This is a genomic window from Chroococcidiopsis cubana SAG 39.79 (assembly GCF_003991895.1).
GTDB classification, from domain to species: Bacteria; Cyanobacteriota; Cyanobacteriia; order Cyanobacteriales; family Chroococcidiopsidaceae; genus Chroococcidiopsis; species Chroococcidiopsis thermalis.
The window spans coordinates 16,227-36,337 of record NZ_RSCK01000018.1 but is presented as its reverse complement, the minus strand read 5'-3'; the positions used below and the strand labels follow the sequence as shown (position 1 = coordinate 36,337).

The window sequence follows — 20,111 nt, the reverse complement described above, 5'->3', positions numbered from 1 at the left end:
GTCGGACGATTTATCATCATGCCATGTCTATTCTAGCTTGTCAAGCACTGTAGTGAATTTTTTTCAGAGGGAGCGATCGCTTCAAGTACTTGTTTCACGATCTTAGGATGTAATACCCTGCCAGCATGGAAAGGAATTACAACCCTGGTATCTTCTTTAAAATAAATTCTGTGACTTCCTCTTGTCCTAAGCAAGATGAATCCAGCATCAAACAATAATTTTTCTGCTTCTTAGGCAGTCAATCGCGGTAACCTAGGCAACTTGTACCTCTAATGTCATTGTCGATATCTCTTTATTGAAAACATCCCGTTTTTCCTCGTCTGAGAGTGTTTCTAGGTAGAGTTCAACTGCTTCTTGAATATTTGCTTTTACTTCTTCCAATGAATCACCTTGAGTTTGGCAACCCTCTAAACCAGGAGAATAAGCATAGTAGCCATGCTCATCTTTTTCAATTACGATACTAACTTTGTAATGCATAACTACATTTCTTAATTAAATTTGTCTTCAGTCCGCAAAGGCGAACTTTGCCTGTGTATTTCCGCGAATTCTATTCGCCTATATTTTGTAATTGTACTATGTTTACATTAACTATTCATCTGCTGAACAATCTTCATTGTCTCTACGCTTACCGTACAGACTCTTGACAGTAAATCGATGACTTGGGCTTTATAATCTGCAAAGCGATAGGTATTGAATTTTTCGGCGATTGTTGGATCTTTAGGTTTCTTTTCTTTATATTGATCTAATATCCATTCTATGGCGGAACGGTTGCCTAAAAGATATTCCCAAGCAATTTTAGGTACGCCTTCTAAAGTTGTGTTTTCGTCTAAAATGATGCTTCCTTTAGTTTTGTCTACTTTCAATTTTGGTTTAGGTGTACGTGTATTATCTCCGCAGGGTATATCAATTTGTTTTAGAGGATAAGATTCGACGGTTTCATAATTGATATGTAAATCCATCAACTGTTTACCCCAGTTCACCCATTTATGAAAGTCTTCATAGAAGGGTAAGCGCGGAAATTCTCGTTTTAGGTTGAGTTCGTATTTTTTTCGATATTCGGGATTGTGTAATACAGCGTAGGTATAGTGAAAAATATCGAGTTTGGTAATTGCAGAGTCGTTGTAATGGTTTTGGAATTGTTCTAATCCCCAGTTGGTAATGTTGTCAATGCGGTTTCCTTCTTTGTCGTAGCGGTAGAGAGGAATACATTGAGAATCACCTGTTAGATGTAAATCAATTATTGTATTGCTAGCTAAACAGTGAAATGATTTGGTATTTCCGATTGCTGAAACAGCTATATATTTATTATCGGGATCATTTTTATTAAAAAGATCGAGCCATTGATAAGTCATTCCATTAAAATGCTTATCAAAGTAAAGACTCATTTTAACAAACGGTCTATATATGCTTCGCTTTATACTTTGAGTATCAAAGCTCTTACTTATACGTCGCTCTAAATATTTCGTAAGTTCTCTATCCCACTTAATATCTAATCTATCTTCGTTGAAGCCAGCAAGTTTATTTTTGTATACCTCTATAAAATAGTTCATCTTTTCAGTTAGCGTTTGAGATGAAAAGTCATATACCCATTCATCACGCTGAGTTTTTATACCTGATGAAAAGACTTGAAACACTGCTTGTTGAGCTTTTCCAGTTTTTACATCTTTATCAACTAAAGGTATTAAATTATCAAAATCATTCTCGACCTGGTTAATCCAGTTATGTTTTTTGTCTGGTGTAATATGCTCAAAATCAAGTTGAATAAATTTATTCGTAGATAAAAAATGTAACTTAGCTTCGGCTGTATCAAATTCTGAACAGCGACTATAAAAGATTTTACAGGAATTTAGAGACGCGCTATAGCGCGTCTCTAAATTTTTTTTCACCATAAAGCATATAGCAACACCTGTTTGAATTCCAAAAACATTATGTGTAGTACCTGAGAGTTTGGGATTCTTTCTTACATCCCCACCTAAATCAATGAGATAAATTTCGCTAAACTCATCAGCAACTATTTTTCTAAATCCATCAAAAGTTCTACCATTGATAAAAGACGAATTTGTAATAAATGATACAACGCCATTCTTACCTAAACGATCCGATGCCCAACGTAAAAATCGAGTATACATATCATATACAACGATTCTGTTCTGAGCTTTGCTCTCTCTAATATATGTATCTTTAATTCTTTTGTCTATCGCTGTGTACGTGCGATTAGCATTATTCTCATTAAAATTCCCTTGTTTAGCATTATATGGAGGATTACCAATAATTACGGAAATGGTTTTGTCATTCTGGCGCTTAATCCTCGCAGTATTTTCCACAGATAGTGCAAACATATCTAGTTGCTTTTCATGAAAACTGGTATGTTCAAGCGTATCGACAAAACAAATATTGTCGAACTCTTGATACTCACCCATTTTTTGTTTATAGGTAAACTCAATATTCAAATTTGCAATGTAATACGGCAGAATCGCCAACTCATGGCAGTGAATTTCATTCTTATATTTATACTCAAGCTTATTTTTAGGTAAATACTCAATTAACTCAGTAATAAAAGTTCCCGTACCTGTAGCCGGATCTAAAATTTCCACATCTTTATCAGCTAAAATCTTACCAAAATGTTTATGGGTTAAATAATCTACACTTTCAATCATGAACCGAACGATTTCATTCGGCGTGTAGACAATTCCTAACCTGTCAGCCGCCTTCGGATTATATGCTTTGTAAAAATTCTCGTAAACGGCTTTTAAAAACTTCTGCTTCTCATGATGGTTGTAAATATTCGCCGCAGTTCTTCTAATCACTCCATAATAACGCTCAATTGTACCGAGCAAGTTTTTCTTCGTACCACCTGTAAAGAAGGTATCGATAACTCGCTGTAATTCCCGTGCAATATTATTTTCTCTATGAAACTGCGATTCATTAAATATATTAATAAAAATATCTTCGGTCAAAATATGCTGAATCATCATTTCCCGCACATCTAACAACGTGACTTCAGGATTGATTGATTTTTTGCAAATCTCCCAAAAGTTGTTTCTACACTCTCTAAATGCTGCATTACTTTCATTTTGCCGCTCAATTGTATCTCGTAGCGCATCTAGAATTTTTGGTAAATCTTGTTTAAAAGCTCCAATTGCAGTCCGAAAATCTTTGACTTCGGGACGAACGTAATTAATAAAGGTGGAAATAACTTTATCTAACGCATCCCCATCGCGCATAGGAACGCGCAAAATTTCATTGCTACTCTGAATTAAAACTGCTGTCTGGGAATCTTCAAATAGAATGTTGCTGTCAGGATAGCCTTTCTTCAGCTTTTTATCGATTTCTTCGTCTAGATTATCAAATTGATCTTTACTTTCCCAATACCCCTAGTCTAAGCGCAAAGCGTCTTTTACTGTACCGTCAGGATAGACAAGTTTACCATTTCTAGTTTTGTAGTCTAATTCGGGAATTAGGTAAAATTCTCTCGGTTTGCAATATTCGTTCAGTAAGTTTTGAAAAGCCACCCGAATAGAAGTTTCTTTGCGCGAACCACCGTATTGAATTACTTTATCTACTTCAGCATGATATTGACTAATTAGTAGCCTAGACATAATTCAATTTATGAATTTTTCATGTCCAAGCTAGCCTGATGAAGATGAGGTAAGCTTCAGAAGGTTTGCCGATTTTTGTTATAGAGGTAGACAATAAATATTGATGTGATAGTTCAATATCTCAGTAATAATGCGCTTGAAAATTTGATGGCATTAGACAAAAGTTTGAATTGACTTCAACTCAGTAATTTTAACTACGCAAAAATTCAGGATGCATAGCTATACACCCTATAGGTTGATGCACTATGTTGCTGTAATATTCTGGCGATCGCTCTCTACAACTCGTACTGTATCGATATAAGATCGTAGGATTGCGATCGCTCATTTTTACTAATGACTTAGCAATAGAACTTGTCAGGGTTTCATAACCCAAACTCTATTGTTATATGAGAGTTAAGTCAATCAATATTGAAACCCAAGTTTAGAATTTTTACTATAGAAATTAATCTATATTCAAGCAAGAAATAACCTATTTGTTAAGTTATAAAATTGTTTATTAAGTTGTGAAAAATGCTAATGACTTTTGCAACAATAAAGTCAACAATTGTTTTAGAGGAAACTAGTTTCGTCCTATCTCACCGGAGGATAAAATAATGAGCCTTGTTGCCCAAGTTATAGCTCAGTCTGATGAAGCAGATCGCTTTCTTAGCCGCACGGAATTAGATAAACTACAAGATTTTTTTAAAACTGGAGAGACGCGACTTAAAGTAGCGCAAATCCTATCGAAAAACGAGCAAAAAATTGTCCAAGAGGGTAGCCAAAGATTTTGGAAGGTGATACCAAATACTCCTAGCAACAGCGGCGATCCGAAAAAAACTGCCTTATGTCAAAGAGATCAAGCCTGGTATCTCCGACTTATTACATATGCCGTATTAGCTGGGAACATGAAACCCTTAGATGATATCGGCATAAATGGAATGCGGGAAATGTATGTATCCCTGGGTGTTCCTGTCAGTAACATTGGCAGTTGTATGCGCTCTTTAAAAGAGGTTGCTACAGGTTTAATGAGTCGCGAAGAAGCCGATCTTGTCAAACCTTATTTCGATTATTTAATCCGAGCCATGTATTAAGTTTTGGTGAGGTAATTGGAGTTTGCCCTTGTTAAGGTTTAGACAACTCAAAACATCAAACTTTCAGCACATAAATTCTGCAATTAAAAACGAAGCAATCAGCTGGAGAAAAAATTATGCAAGACACGATTACTTCTGTTATCAATCCTGCGGATCGACAAGGTAAATATCTCGATACACCTGAGTTGGAAAAGTTGAGAAAATATTTCCAAACAGGAGAGTTGCGCGTCAAAGCAGCTGCTACTATCAGTGAAAATGCCTCTAGTATTGTTAGCCAAGCGGTAGCAAATTCGCTCCTATATGGAGATATCACCTGTCCTGGGGGTAATATGTATCCCACTCGTCGCTATGCAGCCTGCATTCGCGATTTAACCCTATTCTTGCGTTATGCTACCTACGCTATGTTAGCTGACGATCCTTCCATTATTGAAGAGCGGGTTCTTTTTGGGTTGAAGGAAACTTTCAGTACTCTGGGTGTTCCGATTCAACCCACCGTGCAAGCAATTCAAGCATTAAAGGAAGTCACGACTCGTTTAGTTGGTGCGGAAGCTGGGCAAGAAGTTGGGACGCATTTAGACCACATTTGTAGTGGTTTAAGTCAGTGACTGGTAGCTAGTTACCAGGTCGTTTAGATCCCGCCAACCCCCCTTAACAAGGGGGGCTTTTAGTTACCCCCAACCCCCCTAATAAGGGGGTCGTTTAGATCCCGCCAACCCCCCTTAACAAGGGGGGCTTTTAGATCCTGTATCTTGCCACCAGTCACCAGCCATCGATAACTGATAACTTTGTAAAGACGTTACATGTAACGTCTTTACACTGATAACTGTTAACCCCCATACAACTTGCTAGATTTTTGTTTTTGGTAAGTAGTCTCGTAAAGATTCTGAGGCATGGGTGAGGGGTATTCTAATTTCGATTTTCCCTCACGACTAGAGCTTTCGTAAAAAGTCTTTTCTTCGTCATTGGGATAGTTGAATTGGTAAAGCACTTGTCGATGATTGGGCTGTAATTTTGTCCTTGTGGATGCAACTGAATTTGAAGAAGGTTCGTAAAGATAGTTCAAAGATTTTTGAGCAGATTCTTGGTAAGCAAAAGCTGGCTGAAGCTCAACTTGAGGAGATTCATAGAATGTATTCCAATTGGGTTGAGGCTGGTGGTTGAAGGCTCGCTGATATGCTAAATTTGCAGTTCTAATTTCCGAGAAAGCTGCTTTCCAAGATTGTAGAACGGGTTCAAAGTAGCCAGATGCCAATCCAAAATGCCAAAGGGAACCTTGAAGAGTGAAGAACGATAGGTAAAAGTAGGTATTTGCCAACCAAACGCGAGTTGTAGGTTCTAATTGGTTTGGGTCAAAGTAGTGCGGTAATAAGGACGATTTGAGGCTTAAGGGCGCACCATAAAACTCAACTGGGTAGGCGAGGGTATTAAATCCGCAAAAGTAAGAGCCAGCAAATCCTGTCAAAGCAAGACTAAATAGAGAGTAAGAAAGAATGGCGTTACCAGAGAAGAGAAAACGTCGTTTGACCCAATCCCACGGTTCGCTAATCATGTGCCATATTCCTGCCACAATTAACAGCGCACCAACATAAATGTGACCGCCAACAACATCTTCGAGATTGTTGACATCAAAAAGATGACCGATGCGGTCTATAATTATTCCAGGACTTAAAGTGGGTTCAGTAACGACGCGCACTTGTCCGATATTAGCATCGTAAAGTCCGCCAAAAAACATGGCTTTTGCTACTAACAACAAAGCCCCTATTCCTAAGAAAATCAAGTGATTTCCTAAAATAAAACTCAATTTTTTGGGGTCGTCCCAACTAAAATGATATTGCCGCGCTAGAGGATTTTTGGACTCTTCTAAGCTTGCCGGAACTTGCCAGCGGTGAAATAAAGTGCCTGCTGTAAAAACTGCGGCGGAAACAAGCAGTACAACTCCAAAAGCAAAAAAGGGATAAGTGTCAGTCACTTGACCGTCAGAAACCTGACTCCAACCTTGTGTAGCTAGTCGAGGTAAGAGAAATAACCCTTGTTCTGACATCGGACGGTCGGGAGAATATCGATTAATTTCTAACAGTATCAGCGCACCAATACTAAAGGATACGATCGCAGCATGGGCAATATGAGCAGTCAAAAATGTGCCTGATAAATTAGTTAGGCGCGCATTACCAGCCCACCAAGGATATTGGGCTTTGTGATCGCTTGCAGTTTCGATCATTATTTATTGTCCTCACTTTCAAATCGGTCTACTGAAAGTCGAGATAGCTTGTGAAAAAGCTTCTGTTACAAAACTTCAAATTAAGCGCTCAAAAATGAAAGAACGATCTTGACTTCCAAGCCAAATTCGGACGTGAAACAGCGCTGCAAAGATGGGGATTCCCTCTTTACCAATTTCGATCGCTTCAATGGAGAAAACTGTTACGATGAGCCTGCCAAGTCATGCAACAACAGTTTCAAGCAGATGCGATCGCAGTGAATGGAAATTTTAATTATTTTCATCTTTCATTATTTCGGAACTTGCAAACCATTCGCAATCACAAGAATTATTTCGTAATATTTATATATATCCTTTAATTTGCTTTTGCTAAGATTTATTAGCGATCGCGCAAAATGAAGACTAGATCGCGCGAAACGAACGCTCTTTATCGTTAAAGTAGAAACTCTAACTCCTTTCGTTCCTATGGTTGCTCTATCTCCTAGCTTGCAAGCTAGACTCTCAACACCTCTTAAAATCGGCTCGTTTGAAGTTAATAGTCGAGTCTTACAATCACCGCTATCGGGTGTAACTGACTTAGTGTTTCGCCGTTTGGTGCGCCGCTATGCTCCAGAGTCAATGATGTACACCGAAATGGTGAATGCTACAGGGCTGCACTATGTCAAAGAGCTGCCTAAAATTATGGAGGTAGAACCGCAGGAAAAACCGATTAGCATTCAATTATTTGACTGTCGCCCTGACTTTTTGGCAGAAGCAGCCATCAAAGCTGTTGAAGAGGGGGCAGATACAGTTGATATTAATATGGGTTGCCCGGTCAATAAAATTACCAAAAATGGTGGTGGTTCTTCACTGTTGCGACAACCAGAAGTTGCGGAAGCGATTGTCCGTTCTGTAGTGCAAGCCGTCGATGTACCAGTGACGGTAAAAACTCGCATTGGTTGGACGGATAAAGAAATAACCATCCTAGACTTTGCCAAGCGGATGGAAGATGCGGGGGCGCAAATGATTACCGTTCACGGGCGTACCCGCGCCCAAGGTTACAACGGTGCGGCAAAGTGGGAATGGATTGCACGGGTAAAGGAAGTGCTGTCGATTCCTGTAATTGGCAATGGCGATATTTTTTCGGTAGCAGCAGCAGTGAAGTGTTTGGAACAGACAGGTGCAGATGGGGTGATGTGTTCGCGAGGGACGCTTGGATATCCGTTTTTAGTTGGAGAAGTAGATTACTTTCTCAAGACAGGGCGAGAATTACCGTCTCCTACACCAGTCGAACTCTTGCAATGTGCTAGAGAACATCTTCAAGCGCTGTGGGAATACAAGGGCGATCGCGGTGTGCGTCAAGCCCGCAAACACATGACGTGGTATGCTAAAGGTTTTAACGGTGCAGCTGAATTACGGGGACAACTCAGCGTTATTGAATCTGTGAGTGAGGGGTTAGAACTACTCGATCGCGCGATCGAACAACTCGACCGTCAGTTATCAGTTGTCAGTTAACAGTGACTAGTGACTGGTGGCTAGTGGTAAGTGGGGTATGGGGTGTTGGGTGTTGGGTGTAGGTGTAGGGTATGGAGAGGGATTGTAAATTTCTTTCTCCCTCATCTGGGCGACTCTCCCTTGTCTCCCCCTTCTCCCTTGTCTCCCTTGTCCCTCCACTCCCAACTCCTATACGGGCAGGTTTAGAAACTCGCCCCTACCGACTCCCAATAAAACAAGGCAAGAGACAACTCGATCCCTTGCCAATTTGGATCGCGCCTAACTCTTGAGAGTTTGACGCTTAAAAAGTTTTGTCGATGAAATCTTTAGCTTTATCTTTAACATCTTCTTGAGCGTGCATTGTGGCTGCATCCTCTTGTTTTGCTTGTCCTTCCAACTTATCTTTGGGATCGCCTGTCAGCTCGCTCATCGCTTCTTGAACTTTGCCTTCAACGTTCTTAGCAACTGCTTCAACTCTTTTTTCGATGCTCATATCAATCTCCTACTAAAACTACTGGTAATGTCTGCTATAAGCAGGATGTAAAGTATTTATACGTATAGCTTGTGGGATGAACGAGAGATCTAACATCGCTCGTCAGTCAGATTTTCGAGGTGGCGATCGCCTATCTTAAGACCGATATCTGTGAGTCTTTAGAAAGATTTGAGTGTCAGTGCAAGAAAACAAAAAGCAGAACACTGAAGACTTACAGCTTTAAAATCGCCTTTTTCAACTATGTAATTACTATTACCAGGCTGTACCAGCATTGTTAATCGATGCACAATAGACCTCCTGCGTGAATACTTGAATTGTCATCCACACGCGAAGCGAAACATCTGGGAGATTCTTCACTACACTGCGTTGCGTACCCTTCGGGAAGGCTTCGCCAACAGAATGACATCCATGATTTTTTGATTCATGCAGGAGGTCTAATGTATAGCTAGAGACAGCAACAATATCACCTCTCGTTATAAGCCGTACAGCAAATTTTAGGTAATTAACTGTACTAATCGATAAAATTATTTTTTAACTCTAATAAGAACAACTAATAACTTGCCGATCGAAGTTAATCACTACTCGATTTCAACCCTCGCAAACATAAAGAAATTATAAATTTATGACTGTCAGCAACTAGGAATAGATAACTCTCTTCTTGTAAAACTATCTCAAAAACCGTTCTGCTGAAGCTACCGCTACTAAAGGGGTTCAGGATTAAATCTCTATGAAGATAATCGGATTTAGCATCCGACTTTTCCGTAATTAGTAGCTGATTTCTAGTCGAACAATCGTTTTTGCAGTCCGTGGAAGTTCCGTATTTCGTTAAATCGGCATTTTCACTGAATCGACTCGCAAATTTTTCTTAAAGTTCAGCTTGTTTTTAACTATTGCCCGTAAAAATACTGTGGTTCCAATAATGAATCTAATATATATTTTTTAAGGATTTTGAAAAACTTAAAAAAAACCTGAAAGTTTTTTGACAGTTGTTGAGTATTGACGCGATATAAGAGTGCGAAGATTTTATGTAAAACAGTCAATTTATTTGATAGCAGAAATAATAAATATAGCTGAATTCACTAGGCTATAAAACAACAAAAAAAGTCTGGTTGTAAAATTTCAATTTTAAAGGAGCGAGTTTATGTATTTAATGATGGTGTTAGTTGCCGCATTTGCTTATACCTTGGGTGGCATGTATATGAAACTTTCCAAGGGACTATCTGAACTCGTGCCTAGTTTGCTAGTTTATTTCTTTTTAATTGCCGGGGCTAGTATTGAAGCCATAGCCATGAACGACTCTAGTTTAGGAGTCACCTATCTTTTCGTGGTTGGGTTAGAATTTATTTTGGCATTTTTAGTTGGAGCTTTGCTTTTTCGCGAAAGCTATTCTCATGGCAACCTATTTGGTGTATCTTTGATTGTTGCCGGAATTATTCTTTTGAGTGCAGGAGAATGCTAAGCAGATGCTTCAGCGATCGCTTCATCTAAATTAAGTACCATAAAAAATTTTGACAGGGCAGTAAAATTAAACGTGTTTTCCCGATCGCCACTACAGCCACCAGTCAAAGCGCGATCGTACCTAAACAACTTCAATCAAACTTTTAAAAGAGATCTATGGGTCGTTCATTGTTGTTTCAAGACCTTAAACGTGCTATAAAAATCGGAATTTACGCCAAAAAAAATCATCTCTCCATCAGTCAGGGCATCGAACAGATAGCTCAGATGCAAGCCAGCGCTGCTCAATCCACGGTACGGGAAAGAGAAACCCAACTAACGGGAACGGCTTTGGGTAACGTAGCGATGCAGCTAGAGCGCTCTTACGTCTCGCCTCAGGGGGAGCGAGATGTCAAAATTGGGATTGTAGGCGCGGGATTAGCAGGTTTAGCTTGTGGCTACGAACTAAAACAGCAAGGCATCTCTGCCACAATTTACGAAGCGAGCGATCGCGTCGGCGGACGTTGCTATTCGCTGGGTAAAACATTCCCTGGAGCCGCGAAATTTCCTCACCAAGTCATCGAACGGGGTGGAGAACTGATCGACAGCCAAAACAAAACTATCCTGCGCTGGGCGCGACAACTTCAACTCACGCTGGAAGACGTGTCTCAACAGCCAGGAGAATTTGCTTGCTATTTCAACGGACAGCATTACACTGAATCGGCGATTTTAGAGGAGTATCAAGCGTTTCTAGCTGAAATAACACGAGATTTACAAGAAATATCCGCCATGCCAACTGTAGATTGCTTTACGTCGGCGGACGCACGGTTTGACAAAATCAATTTATTGGAATATCTAGAAAAACACCAAGTAGGAGATACAATTAAGGCTGCGATGAATGCAGCCTATATGGCAGAATATGGGCTGGAGTTGGAAGATCAAAGCTGTCTGAATTTTTTGTTGGTGGTACGAGACATTGAAACATCACAAGCTTCTCCCTTTCAAATTTTTAGTGACGAGCGTTATCACATCGTTGAGGGTAACGAGCAAATCGTCCGAGGATTAAGCCAAGAACTCCAAGGACAGATTGAGTTGGGGATGAGACTGGTGAGGGTACGCAAGAATTCAACAAACCGCATAGAAGTCACTTTCGACAACGGCGATCGCACGATTGATGTCGCATACGATGCCGTAGTGTTAGCAATTCCTTTTGCATTACTGCGTCAAGTCGAACTAGACGCAAACTTAGAACTACCAGATTGGAAGCAAGAAGCAATTCATAAACTCGATCAAGCAACTCACGCCAAAATGATGCTGGGTTTTAACGGTCGTCCTTGGGCAGATCGTGGCAGTAGCGGTGCATCGTACTCTAATTTGTCCCACCATCAAACCACTTGGGAAACAAACCCTACTGGAGCAAGTGGCGATCGCGCCATATTAGTAGACTTTTCTAGTGGTAGAAGGGGAGCGACGCTCGATCCCAATCGCGTGCAAACAGAAGCGCACCTATTTTTGAAAGATTTGGAAAAAGTTTATCCAGGGGCGATCGCCCAAGCAACACGCGATCGCGCTGGCGATTTACTCGTACATCTAGAAAACTGGACTGCTAACCCCCTCGCCCAAGGTAGCTACTCCTGTTACAAGCCAGGGCAATTTACCACGATCTGCGGTAACGAAGGCAAGCCAGTTGACAACCTGTTTTTTGCAGGGGAACACACAAATTCTTTCTATGAATGGCAAGGCTACATGGAAGGAGCAGCCCTATCTGGGATTAAAGCCGCTAGCGACATTTTGCAACATCTCAAGCTGACCATCTTGCGATGCTGAAAATTTCCATAGCTAAAGTTTGCTAGCTAAATTTTGCATAAACCAACAAACACTCTAACAGGCGGTGATACTACCGTTTTCGGGAAGAACAATTTTTTGTAAAGAAAGAGATTAGCCCTATGGAAAAGCGATTCGATTTTTACGGTCGGCATTTGCTGCTGAATTTTTCTGGTTGTGAAGCTGACATGGACGATCTAGAACAGATCGAACGCGATATGGTCAGAGCAGTTAGTGCAGTAGGAGCTACCATTGTGGCGCATCTCAAGCACAAATTTGAACCTTGCGGTGTTTCGGTTGTGTTAATGCTTTCCGAGTCTCACGCCAGCATTCACACATATCCAGAATACCGAGCTTGTTTCTTAGACATATTTACCTGTGGCGATTTAGATGTCGTACCCTTTGGTGAAGTATTAGAAACACTCTGGCGACCGAAATGGGTGTCCAAGCAATTGCACGAAAGATTCGATCCGGCGATCGTTCAAGCCTCGCAGTTGCCTTTAATGCTGAGAAAGTGAGGTAGAAATGGTAGTGACGCACAGCCGTGCGCCACTACCAAAATAGACATCAGGAATCCATCAAATATGAGCTTAGAATTTAGTAGCTGGCTGAGCGATCAGACAACCTCAGAGGAAATTCGCCTGTTGCGGCGAGTCGGAGGTATGGAGGCTAAATCGACTCAGTTTCAAGCGATGGAATTTGCCAAAACAGCAGCTTACGGTGACGTGCTGGTGTTGGATGATACGATTCAATCGGCTGAGGTCGATGAGTATCTGTATCATGAGGCGTTGGTACAGCCAGCAATGATGACTCATCCCAATCCGCAACGAGTGTTAATTATTGGTGGTGGGGAAGGTGCAACACCGCGAGAAGTTTTGAAGCATCCCAATGTCAAATCTTTGGTGATGGTGGATTTAGATCGGGAATTGGTGGAATTTTGCCAGCAAAAACTCCCTTCTTGGCATCAAGGTGCTTTTAGCGATCCGCGATTGGAATTGTTACATACTGATGGTCGCGCATATTTGGCGCAGCAAGAAGCTCAGTTTGATGTCATTATCCTCGATATTACTGATGCTTTAGAAGAGGGACCCGCGATCGCGCTTTATACCAAACAGTTTTATTCCCTTTGTCAGCAGCGACTCTCAGAGTCGGGGGTAATGGTAGTCCAAGGGTTTTCTCTTTCGCCTCTGAAGTGGACGGAACACGCTACAATTCGGCGGACTATTCATAGTGTTTTTCCTGTCGTCCGCAGCTATTCTATCTTTATTCCCTCTTTTGCTTGTACGTGGGGATTTATTATTGCAACTAATAATATTGACCCTGCTAATTTGAGTGGAAGTGCAATCGAGCAGAGGATAGGCGATCGCAATTTAGTAGATAAACTTAAAGCATACGATGCAGTGAGTCATGCAGGTATGTTTGGCTTACCAAAAGATTTGCGGCTTAAATTAGCACAGCCAGGAAATATTCTTGAGGATGGTAAACCTCTAGTTTTTGAGTAGAAAGAAATCGTTGGCTAACACTTTATGTTAGTAAGAATTTCATCACGATCGTAGATGAAAATATGTATAAATGTAGGAGTACCTGTAACGATTGCTACTCCGTTTTTCCAGAACTAACTGAGATATTTTTTATACTCGATTGGCAATCCGTGCAGAGATTTGCAGTAATTATTTTTTCTAACTAAAATTTAAGCAATTGTTCGTGCAAAGAAGGGTAAAATTAAGCTTTTCTATATGGCACTTAGCGCGATCGCCGATGCATAATAACTACTTAAACCTCCAACAGCAGCTACGCAGTACTAATTCTCGACTATTTTTTGCTTCAGGTTTTTGATTTTCGATTCAAACAAGGATTCATTTTAAAAAATCTCAAGTTTGACTACACGATCGAACATTTTCTTTACAAATTGCAATTATTAGTAGTGCGATCCGCTTTAGATGAAATAGCATTGGTTGAATCGAGCTTGACGACGTGTTTTTAATCGAATTTAATGAAGAGGCATCAGGTAGCTATTGAAGTTAAAATTTCCAAGTCAACAGCAAAAATTAAAAACCATGTACTTTTTTATTACTTTTTTCAGTTGATGCTAGAGGCTAGGGTTATGTTGCAATTTACTGGGAAGAGAAAATGAGTACTAGAAAAATATCGCTCTTGCAGTCAGTAGCAACCATTTTAGCCGTACAGTCTCGCTCATCTCGTCAGCAGCAAACTCAACCTCACTGCTCGCAAGTCGTGCAGAAGCGAGGTGAGATCGTTAAATTGCTTGCCAAATCCAGTCAACTATTGCTGCTAATGCCATCTTATGACGCTGCGTAAAAAGACATTAATCATTACTGGCATGACGCTATTCAGTCTATTTGTAGCGCTGTATAGCACTTCCAAAACAATTTTATTGGATGGGTTTATCCAAGTGGAAGAACAGGATGCCGATCGAAATGTCCGCCGCATCGTGCAAGCATACAATGATGAGCTGAACAAATTAAACATCATGAATGGCGACGAAGCAGAGTGGGACGGCACTTATACCGATATTGAAACTGGCAATCTTAAATATTTTCAAAACGCATTTAACTATGCTTCGCTCGTAAGATCGAATTTCGATCTAATTATGTATATCCGTCGCCGCGATCGACGCATAGTTTATAATGGCTTCATAACGCCTTATGCAAAACAGGCTTTACCAGTACCGAAAAGCCTACAAAAATACTTCCAACAACCAGAATTTCTACTACAACCAGATAATGAAGAGCGACAGCAAATGGGGCTGTTGCAGCTACCTGAAGGACTGATGTTGATTGCCGTGCGGCAAATTTTAACCAGTGAAGGCAAAGGTCCCAATCGCGGCATTCTCGTCATGGGACGCTATCTGGATGTCAAGCAGCTAGCAGCAAAAACTCACTTTGATATTGCCTTAGAGCGATTAGACCATCCGCCCATACCCTTAGACTTTCAAAGAGCAGAGCAAACTTTAATTAAAAACGAGCAAGTCTTCGTGCGATCGCTAAATGAAAGTACGATTGCTGGCTACGCGATGCTGCGAAATATGCAAGGGAATCCGGCTGCAATCTTGCGCGTAAATTTACCAAGGCAGATCTACCAACGCGGACAACTCAGCGTTCGTTATCTGGTGTGGTTATTGTTGTTGGTTGGTTTGGTCTTTAGCGTCACGACTTTACTACTATTAGAAAAATTAGTCCTGTCGCGCATAGCGCGTTTAAGCAGCGATGTCAGCCGAATCGGTGCTAGTAGCGACCTGCGTTCCCGCGTTGAAATACCTGGTAACGACGAATTAGCCTGTCTAGCCAGTACGATTAATTGGATGCTAACTCAGCTGAACCAATCTCAGGCAGCACTCCTGAAAAGTGAAGAACGCTATCGCGTATTTCTCGCCCAAAGCTCCGAAGGTATTTGGCGTTGCGAATTAGAGCGACCAGTAGCAATTCAAGCTGCTCTAGAGATCCAAGTCAATGACTTTTACCAACACGGCTATCTCGCAGAATGCAACGAAGTCTTGGCACGTATGTTCGGTTACGCCAGTGTAGGTGAGATGCTAGGAGCGAGGATCGGTGAATTTTTACCCAAGTCCATTCCCGCTAATATAGAGTTTTTTCGCGCCTTCATCAGTTCTGGCTATCGCCTGGTAGATGCTGAATTGTGCGAGTTCGATCGCCACGGTAATCTCCACTACTTTCTCAACAATCTCATCGGTATTGTCGAAAATGGCTATCTAGTGCGAGTTTGGGGCGTACAACACGACATCACTGCCCGCAAACAAGCAGAAGAAGCCCTCGTCAGGGCAAAAATTGCTGAAGCTGCCAACTTAGAACTAACGCGAGAAATTAACGAGCGCAAGCGGATCGAACTTGCTCTTTCGCGTGAAAAAGAACTAGCACAAGTGACATTACACTCAATTGGCGATGCCGTCATTACCACAGATGCAGAGGGTTACGTTCAATCGCTCAATCCCGTAGCAGAAAAACTCACCCGTTGGGATGGCGAACAAGCTAGAGGACTACCCCTCGATTGTGTCTTCAAGATCGTCAATGAAATTACGCGGGAGACATTAGACAATCCCGTAGAGCGAGTTTTAGATGAAAGTCGGATTGTCAAATCCTCATACAACACCTTGTTAATCGGACGGGATGGGACGGAATTTGCGATCGATCACTCAGCTGCACCGATTTATGCTAGCGATCGCCAACTGATCGGTAGCATTTTAGTGTTTCGCGACATCACTCAAGCCAACACGATGGCGAGACAACTGGCATGGCAAGCCAGCCACGACCCCTTAACCGAACTCTACAACCGACGAGAATTTGAGAAACGCTTGGCAACTGCCGTCCACAGCGCCCAAAATGGTAGCATTCAGCACGTCCTCTGTTACCTCGATCTCGATCAATTCAAAATTATCAACGATACTTGCGGACATGCAGCCGGAGATATGCTACTGCGTCATATTAGCAGCTTGCTACCGACTCAATTACGTAAAACCGATACTCTAGCCCGCTTAGGCGGAGATGAATTCGGCATCCTGCTCTATTCGTGTCCTTTAGAACAAGCGACTCAAATTGCTAACGTGCTGCGGCAGCAAATCAACGACTATCGCTTTGTTTGGCAAGACAAAACCTTTACCGTTGGTGTCAGCATTGGTCTAGTAGAAATTAATATTACCACTCCTAGTGTTGCTAGCGTCTTAAGTGCTGCTGATGCTGCTTGCTATGTTGCCAAAAACAAAGGGCGTAACCGCGTCCACATCTACCAACTTGACGACACCGAACTTGCCATTCAACAAGGAGAAATGCAATGGGTGACGCGCCTACCTCAAGCATTGGAAGACAACCGCTTTCGGCTATTCTATCAACCCATCGCCGCGATCGCTCCGACCAGCGTTGGTTCGCCGCATCACTGTGAAGTGTTGCTGCGGCTGGAGGATGAGACGGGAAAATTAGTCTCGCCGATGGCATTTATTCCTGCTGCCGAACGCTACCACCTGATGCACCGGATCGATCGCTGGGTGATTCAAACTTTGTTTCGTCACTTAATGCTGTCCTCAACGGCTCGTCTGCCTCATGTTTATGCAGTTAATTTATCTGGTGCAACTCTAAATGACGAACAGTTTATTTCTTTTGTTCAAGAGCAATTTGCTCTCACAGAGATTTGTCCCCAGTTAATTTGCTTTGAAGTGACGGAAACTGTAGCCATTACGAATTTAGCGAAAGCCGCAGCCGTGATGCGCCAACTCAAAGCGCTAGGCTGTAGTTTTGCCCTAGACGACTTTGGTAGCGGCATGTCTAGCTTTGCCTATCTGAAAAATTTACCTGTAGATTATTTAAAGATCGATGGGGTATTTGTACGGGAAATTGTCTCCGATCCGATCGCCGCTGAAATGGTAGCAGCGATCGCTAAAATTGCTAGCGTTATGGGTATTCAGACCATCGCTGAATTTGTTGAAGATGAGTTTATTTTGGACAAGCTGCGTCAATTAGGAGTTGATTACGCTCAAGGTTATGGCATTTCTCAACCGAAAGCGCTTACGCTCAATCGCCCTGTGACACGGCTGCATAGTCAGTTGGGGTATTGCAGTTAAATAATATCGAAGGCTCGAAATGGGATAGGGGTTGAACCGGATGTTGCGCCAACCACCGCTGAAAAGAGCGCCCACCTTGCTCGATATATGATTCAAGGACGTTCAAACAACTGCGACGATAGAAACCGCACAAAGGCTCCCAGCCTTTAGGATGGCGCGGAAGCAGAGCGATCGCCTCCTTCGGCATTTCTACCAGTTCGCGCGTCCAATCTTGCAACACTTCCAACCGCAAGCAAGGCAAATCGCACGCCAGTAACAGCACCCACTCCGTTTGTACGTGAATTAATCCTTGGGCAAAGCCTGTTAAAGGGCTATTGGTAATTGGTGAGTTGCTGGCGGCTAGTGACTGGTGACTAGAATTGCTTCCTTGTCCCCCTTGTCCCCCTTCGCCCCCTAATCCCCACTCCCTTCGGTCGCGGGGACCCCGAGTTCCCCCTTGTCCCCTTGTCCCCCTGTCCCCCTGCTCCCTGCTCCCCGCGCCCTGCTCCCTAATAAACTCACACCCAACGGGAAGCAAATGCTCATAGCGCTCTTGCCAAGGAGTCACGACGTAAACGCGATCGCATAATCCAATTGCTACCTCACACACTTTTTGCAACAACGGTACGCCATCAACTGAAAGTAGAGCTTTATCCCGTCCCATCCGCGAACTTTTACCCCCCGCTAGAACGATGCTAGAAAGGGAAGTCGGGAGTGGGAGTGGGAGATTGGGAGTCGGCAATTTACCTTTTAACTTTTGACTTTTAACTTTTGACTTTTAACTTTTGACTTGCACTCATATTGCCAAATAGCGCCGTAAAAAACTCTCTAGGTTTTCCATTTTTAGATGATAGATTTCCTCTAACTGAGTAATTTCTTCGCGAGTGCAGAAAAATTCGTTGTCTAGTAAAGTGCGGAAAGTGCCTAAAGCTTTTTGCAACGACGGGTTAAACAAACCCGTTACAGTTCTAAATCCGTCTACTGCAAGTAAGGGAGGATTAATAATAATTGGCTCGATATTGAAAATCCTCCCGAGAATGTGCGGTACATCTTGCCGTTGTAATATTTCACCCCCTCCAACGGAGAAAGTTCGATTACGCGCCTCTGGAAGCATGAATGAGTTAACAATTATTTGTGCTAAATCGTCAGTACTAACAATAGAAGTGCGGTTTTTGCCATCACCAACTAGTAAATAAAGTCCTGTTTGCCGAAATCTTTCTGCTAATGGTAGGAGGTTAGAAGCAAGTCCGGCTGGACGCAAAATTGTATAATTAATTCCGCTTGCTTGCAAATACTTTTCTACAGCACGCTTTGCTTTGAATACGGGTGCATCTTCATAACCGCGATCTGCGCCTAAGACAGAGATAAAAACAAAGTGCTGTACTTTCTGTTCTTTAGCTCGGTCGATCAACTCAATATTGGCATGGTAGTCTAGGGCGAAGGCATTGCCATCGGAACCGTGAGCGCTAACAATGTACTGTACTCCCTGACAAGCTTTTTGAATATCTCGATCAACTTGCAGATCGCCGATAAAGGTTTCTGCGCCTCGATGTTCTAACTCACTATAGCGAGACAGCAGACGCACAAAAGCACGCACGGGCATTCCCCGTTCTCGGAGCGATCGCACCACCCTCCTGCCAATTCCTCCTGTTGCTCCCGTAACCAAAAACATGTTGCTAACTCCCTAGAGGATAAAATGTACGCTTGAGGCAAGTCACAAATTCTCTAGTACCTCATTCATGTTAATCACTACAACAGGAATTAGGGGGAAATTTATTCTTTCGGGTAAAAGCTTTCCGTTCGAGCAATTTAACCAATTTATTTTATAGCTGATGTCAGCAAGTCAAAAGTTTCATCTGGGCGGGTTTATTGTTAAAGAGCGCATAACTCAGGTGAGATTTATTGTTGAAATATGCGATCGCACAACCAATGAGTTTAATTGGATTAACTCAAGCATTTGACTCAGCGACCGCAATAAATAGCAAAAAACGGGCGATCGCAACTCACCCGTTATCAGTTGTCAGTGAAGAGTAACAGGTGACTAGACCAAAACTAAGAATCTAGTTCTACCAGCCACCAGCCACTAACCACTCATGACTTACTCTATTGGCTATTCACCGATAATTTCTGGTTGAGTCAACTCGTCAGACATCTCAATGATGGCGCGGATGACTGGTTTCATCATCGGATCGTCTACATTATCAAAATCTTCATAACGGCGACGCTTAGCGCGGTTGGCGACTTGGACGGTAATTCGATAGCGGTTCGATGCTGCGTCGATCAGCTCCTCCGCACGGTGCATAATTTGAGATTGGGTTGTCTCGAACTTAGAACGCTTCAGCATGGTGATTGGTCGTTGAAGATAACTCCCATTGTAAGTCACTTAACCAAAGCAACCGCTCACACATTCTTTGGTAAGGTCTTGCTTGAGGCT

The 20,111-nt window shown here is 42.2% G+C and carries 18 protein-coding genes and 2 pseudogenes; 10 read left to right on the top strand and 10 right to left on the bottom strand.

Annotation, left to right across the window (positions count from 1 at the left end; all coding sequences use genetic code 11):
• Window positions 1-32 precede the first annotated feature (32 nt).
• The 3 genes and pseudogenes from DSM107010_RS42935 to DSM107010_RS13605 form a co-directional block, all read right to left on the bottom strand.
• A pseudogene (locus DSM107010_RS42935) lies at window positions 33-260 on the bottom strand (type II toxin-antitoxin system HicA family toxin).
• Complete coding sequence (locus DSM107010_RS13610; protein WP_015156295.1) at window positions 253-477, bottom strand: type II toxin-antitoxin system HicB family antitoxin; 225 nt, start codon at window positions 475-477, stop codon at window positions 253-255. Before DSM107010_RS13610 ends, DSM107010_RS42935 begins: the two are co-directional and overlap by 8 nt.
• A gap of 107 nt (window positions 478-584) precedes the next feature.
• A pseudogene (locus DSM107010_RS13605) lies at window positions 585-3,599 on the bottom strand (type ISP restriction/modification enzyme).
• Window positions 3,600-4,192: 593 nt separating this feature from the next.
• On the opposite strand from DSM107010_RS13605, the gene apcD reads away from it, so the two are divergent.
• Window positions 4,193-4,669: an allophycocyanin subunit alpha-B gene (apcD, locus tag DSM107010_RS13600; RefSeq protein WP_015156293.1), complete on the top strand. Its 477-nt coding sequence runs from the start codon at window positions 4,193-4,195 to the stop codon at window positions 4,667-4,669.
• A 116-nt stretch (window positions 4,670-4,785) separates the two neighbouring features.
• Complete coding sequence (locus DSM107010_RS13595) at window positions 4,786-5,274, top strand: allophycocyanin subunit beta (RefSeq protein ID WP_015156292.1); 489 nt, start codon at window positions 4,786-4,788, stop codon at window positions 5,272-5,274.
• A 221-nt stretch (window positions 5,275-5,495) separates the two neighbouring features.
• Here DSM107010_RS13595 and DSM107010_RS13590 read toward each other — a convergent pair whose 3' ends face one another.
• Window positions 5,496-6,887 (bottom strand): chlorophyll a/b binding light-harvesting protein, encoded by a 1,392-nt coding sequence (locus tag DSM107010_RS13590; protein WP_199755538.1) that lies wholly within the window; start codon window positions 6,885-6,887, stop codon window positions 5,496-5,498.
• A 108-nt stretch (window positions 6,888-6,995) separates the two neighbouring features.
• On the opposite strand from DSM107010_RS13590, the gene DSM107010_RS38410 reads away from it, so the two are divergent.
• Complete coding sequence (locus DSM107010_RS38410; RefSeq protein ID WP_158631782.1) at window positions 6,996-7,145, top strand: hypothetical protein; 150 nt, start codon at window positions 6,996-6,998, stop codon at window positions 7,143-7,145.
• Window positions 7,146-7,349: 204 nt separating this feature from the next.
• A complete protein-coding gene (dusB, locus tag DSM107010_RS13585) occupies window positions 7,350-8,378 on the top strand; it encodes a tRNA dihydrouridine synthase DusB (RefSeq protein ID WP_015156290.1) in 1,029 nt (342 codons plus the stop codon).
• A 6-nt stretch (window positions 8,379-8,384) separates the two neighbouring features.
• Here dusB and DSM107010_RS38405 read toward each other — a convergent pair whose 3' ends face one another.
• Entirely contained in the window at window positions 8,385-8,537 is a 153-nt protein-coding gene (locus DSM107010_RS38405) for a hypothetical protein (protein WP_158266011.1), read from the bottom strand.
• Between the two features lie 121 nt (window positions 8,538-8,658).
• Window positions 8,659-8,850: a CsbD family protein gene (locus tag DSM107010_RS13580; RefSeq protein ID WP_015156289.1), complete on the bottom strand. Its 192-nt coding sequence runs from the start codon at window positions 8,848-8,850 to the stop codon at window positions 8,659-8,661.
• Between the two features lie 1,141 nt (window positions 8,851-9,991).
• On the opposite strand from DSM107010_RS13580, the gene DSM107010_RS13575 reads away from it, so the two are divergent.
• Window positions 9,992-10,309: a DMT family transporter gene (locus DSM107010_RS13575; RefSeq protein WP_015156288.1), complete on the top strand. Its 318-nt coding sequence runs from the start codon at window positions 9,992-9,994 to the stop codon at window positions 10,307-10,309.
• Here the strand turns inward: DSM107010_RS13575 and DSM107010_RS38400 are convergent.
• Complete coding sequence (locus DSM107010_RS38400) at window positions 10,306-10,443, bottom strand: hypothetical protein (RefSeq protein WP_158266012.1); 138 nt, start codon at window positions 10,441-10,443, stop codon at window positions 10,306-10,308. The genes DSM107010_RS13575 and DSM107010_RS38400 overlap by 4 nt on opposite strands.
• A 21-nt stretch (window positions 10,444-10,464) precedes the next feature.
• Here DSM107010_RS38400 and DSM107010_RS13570 point away from each other — a divergent pair, with 21 nt between their 5' ends.
• The 5 genes from DSM107010_RS13570 to DSM107010_RS13550 all read left to right on the top strand — a co-directional run bounded on the left by DSM107010_RS13570 (window position 10,465) and on the right by DSM107010_RS13550 (window position 17,698).
• Entirely contained in the window at window positions 10,465-12,111 is a 1,647-nt protein-coding gene (locus tag DSM107010_RS13570; RefSeq protein ID WP_106166757.1) for a flavin monoamine oxidase family protein, read from the top strand.
• Between the two features lie 119 nt (window positions 12,112-12,230).
• Window positions 12,231-12,626 (top strand): adenosylmethionine decarboxylase, encoded by a 396-nt coding sequence (speD, locus tag DSM107010_RS13565; protein WP_015156286.1) that lies wholly within the window; start codon window positions 12,231-12,233, stop codon window positions 12,624-12,626.
• Window positions 12,627-12,692: 66 nt separating this feature from the next.
• Window positions 12,693-13,610, top strand: a complete 918-nt coding sequence (locus DSM107010_RS13560) for a fused MFS/spermidine synthase (RefSeq protein ID WP_106166756.1) — start codon at window positions 12,693-12,695, stop codon at window positions 13,608-13,610.
• A 628-nt stretch (window positions 13,611-14,238) separates the two neighbouring features.
• Window positions 14,239-14,427, top strand: coding sequence for a hypothetical protein (locus DSM107010_RS13555; protein WP_106166755.1), 189 nt, complete (start codon window positions 14,239-14,241; stop codon window positions 14,425-14,427).
• Window positions 14,414-17,698 (top strand): EAL domain-containing protein, encoded by a 3,285-nt coding sequence (locus DSM107010_RS13550; RefSeq protein WP_106166754.1) that lies wholly within the window; start codon window positions 14,414-14,416, stop codon window positions 17,696-17,698. The genes DSM107010_RS13555 and DSM107010_RS13550 overlap by 14 nt, the downstream gene beginning before the upstream one ends.
• On the opposite strand, the gene DSM107010_RS13545 is transcribed toward DSM107010_RS13550, so the two are convergent.
• The 3 genes from DSM107010_RS13545 to DSM107010_RS13535 all read right to left on the bottom strand — a co-directional run bounded on the left by DSM107010_RS13545 (window position 17,649) and on the right by DSM107010_RS13535 (window position 20,021).
• Window positions 17,649-18,419 carry a molybdenum cofactor guanylyltransferase gene (locus tag DSM107010_RS13545; protein WP_015156282.1) on the bottom strand — a complete coding sequence of 257 codons (771 nt, stop codon included), beginning with the start codon at window positions 18,417-18,419 and terminating at the stop codon, window positions 17,649-17,651. The two genes, DSM107010_RS13550 and DSM107010_RS13545, sit on opposite strands and share 50 nt — an antisense overlap.
• A 54-nt stretch (window positions 18,420-18,473) precedes the next feature.
• A complete protein-coding gene (locus tag DSM107010_RS13540; protein ID WP_106170522.1) occupies window positions 18,474-19,349 on the bottom strand; it encodes an SDR family oxidoreductase in 876 nt (291 codons plus the stop codon).
• 438 nt (window positions 19,350-19,787) lie between these two features.
• Complete coding sequence (locus DSM107010_RS13535) at window positions 19,788-20,021, bottom strand: DNA-directed RNA polymerase subunit omega (RefSeq protein ID WP_015156280.1); 234 nt, start codon at window positions 20,019-20,021, stop codon at window positions 19,788-19,790.
• Between the last annotated feature and the right edge of the window lie 90 nt (window positions 20,022-20,111).

What these genes read in the sequence shown, in the direction of transcription:
- DSM107010_RS13610 (WP_015156295.1), bottom strand. Translation starts at nt 477, where the DNA reads ATGCATTACAAAGTTAGTATCGTAATTGAAAAAGATGAGCATGGCTAC.
- apcD (WP_015156293.1), top strand. Translation starts at nt 4,193, where the DNA reads ATGAGCCTTGTTGCCCAAGTTATAGCTCAGTCTGATGAAGCAGATCGC.
- DSM107010_RS13595 (WP_015156292.1), top strand. Translation starts at nt 4,786, where the DNA reads ATGCAAGACACGATTACTTCTGTTATCAATCCTGCGGATCGACAAGGT.
- DSM107010_RS13590 (WP_199755538.1), bottom strand. Translation starts at nt 6,887, where the DNA reads ATGATCGAAACTGCAAGCGATCACAAAGCCCAATATCCTTGGTGGGCT.
- dusB (WP_015156290.1), top strand. Translation starts at nt 7,350, where the DNA reads ATGGTTGCTCTATCTCCTAGCTTGCAAGCTAGACTCTCAACACCTCTT.
- DSM107010_RS13580 (WP_015156289.1), bottom strand. Translation starts at nt 8,850, where the DNA reads ATGAGCATCGAAAAAAGAGTTGAAGCAGTTGCTAAGAACGTTGAAGGC.
- DSM107010_RS13575 (WP_015156288.1), top strand. Translation starts at nt 9,992, where the DNA reads ATGTATTTAATGATGGTGTTAGTTGCCGCATTTGCTTATACCTTGGGT.
- DSM107010_RS13570 (WP_106166757.1), top strand. Translation starts at nt 10,465, where the DNA reads ATGGGTCGTTCATTGTTGTTTCAAGACCTTAAACGTGCTATAAAAATC.
- speD (WP_015156286.1), top strand. Translation starts at nt 12,231, where the DNA reads ATGGAAAAGCGATTCGATTTTTACGGTCGGCATTTGCTGCTGAATTTT.
- DSM107010_RS13560 (WP_106166756.1), top strand. Translation starts at nt 12,693, where the DNA reads ATGAGCTTAGAATTTAGTAGCTGGCTGAGCGATCAGACAACCTCAGAG.
- DSM107010_RS13555 (WP_106166755.1), top strand. Translation starts at nt 14,239, where the DNA reads ATGAGTACTAGAAAAATATCGCTCTTGCAGTCAGTAGCAACCATTTTA.
- DSM107010_RS13550 (WP_106166754.1), top strand. Translation starts at nt 14,414, where the DNA reads ATGACGCTGCGTAAAAAGACATTAATCATTACTGGCATGACGCTATTC.
- DSM107010_RS13540 (WP_106170522.1), bottom strand. Translation starts at nt 19,349, where the DNA reads ATGTTTTTGGTTACGGGAGCAACAGGAGGAATTGGCAGGAGGGTGGTG.
- DSM107010_RS13535 (WP_015156280.1), bottom strand. Translation starts at nt 20,021, where the DNA reads ATGCTGAAGCGTTCTAAGTTCGAGACAACCCAATCTCAAATTATGCAC.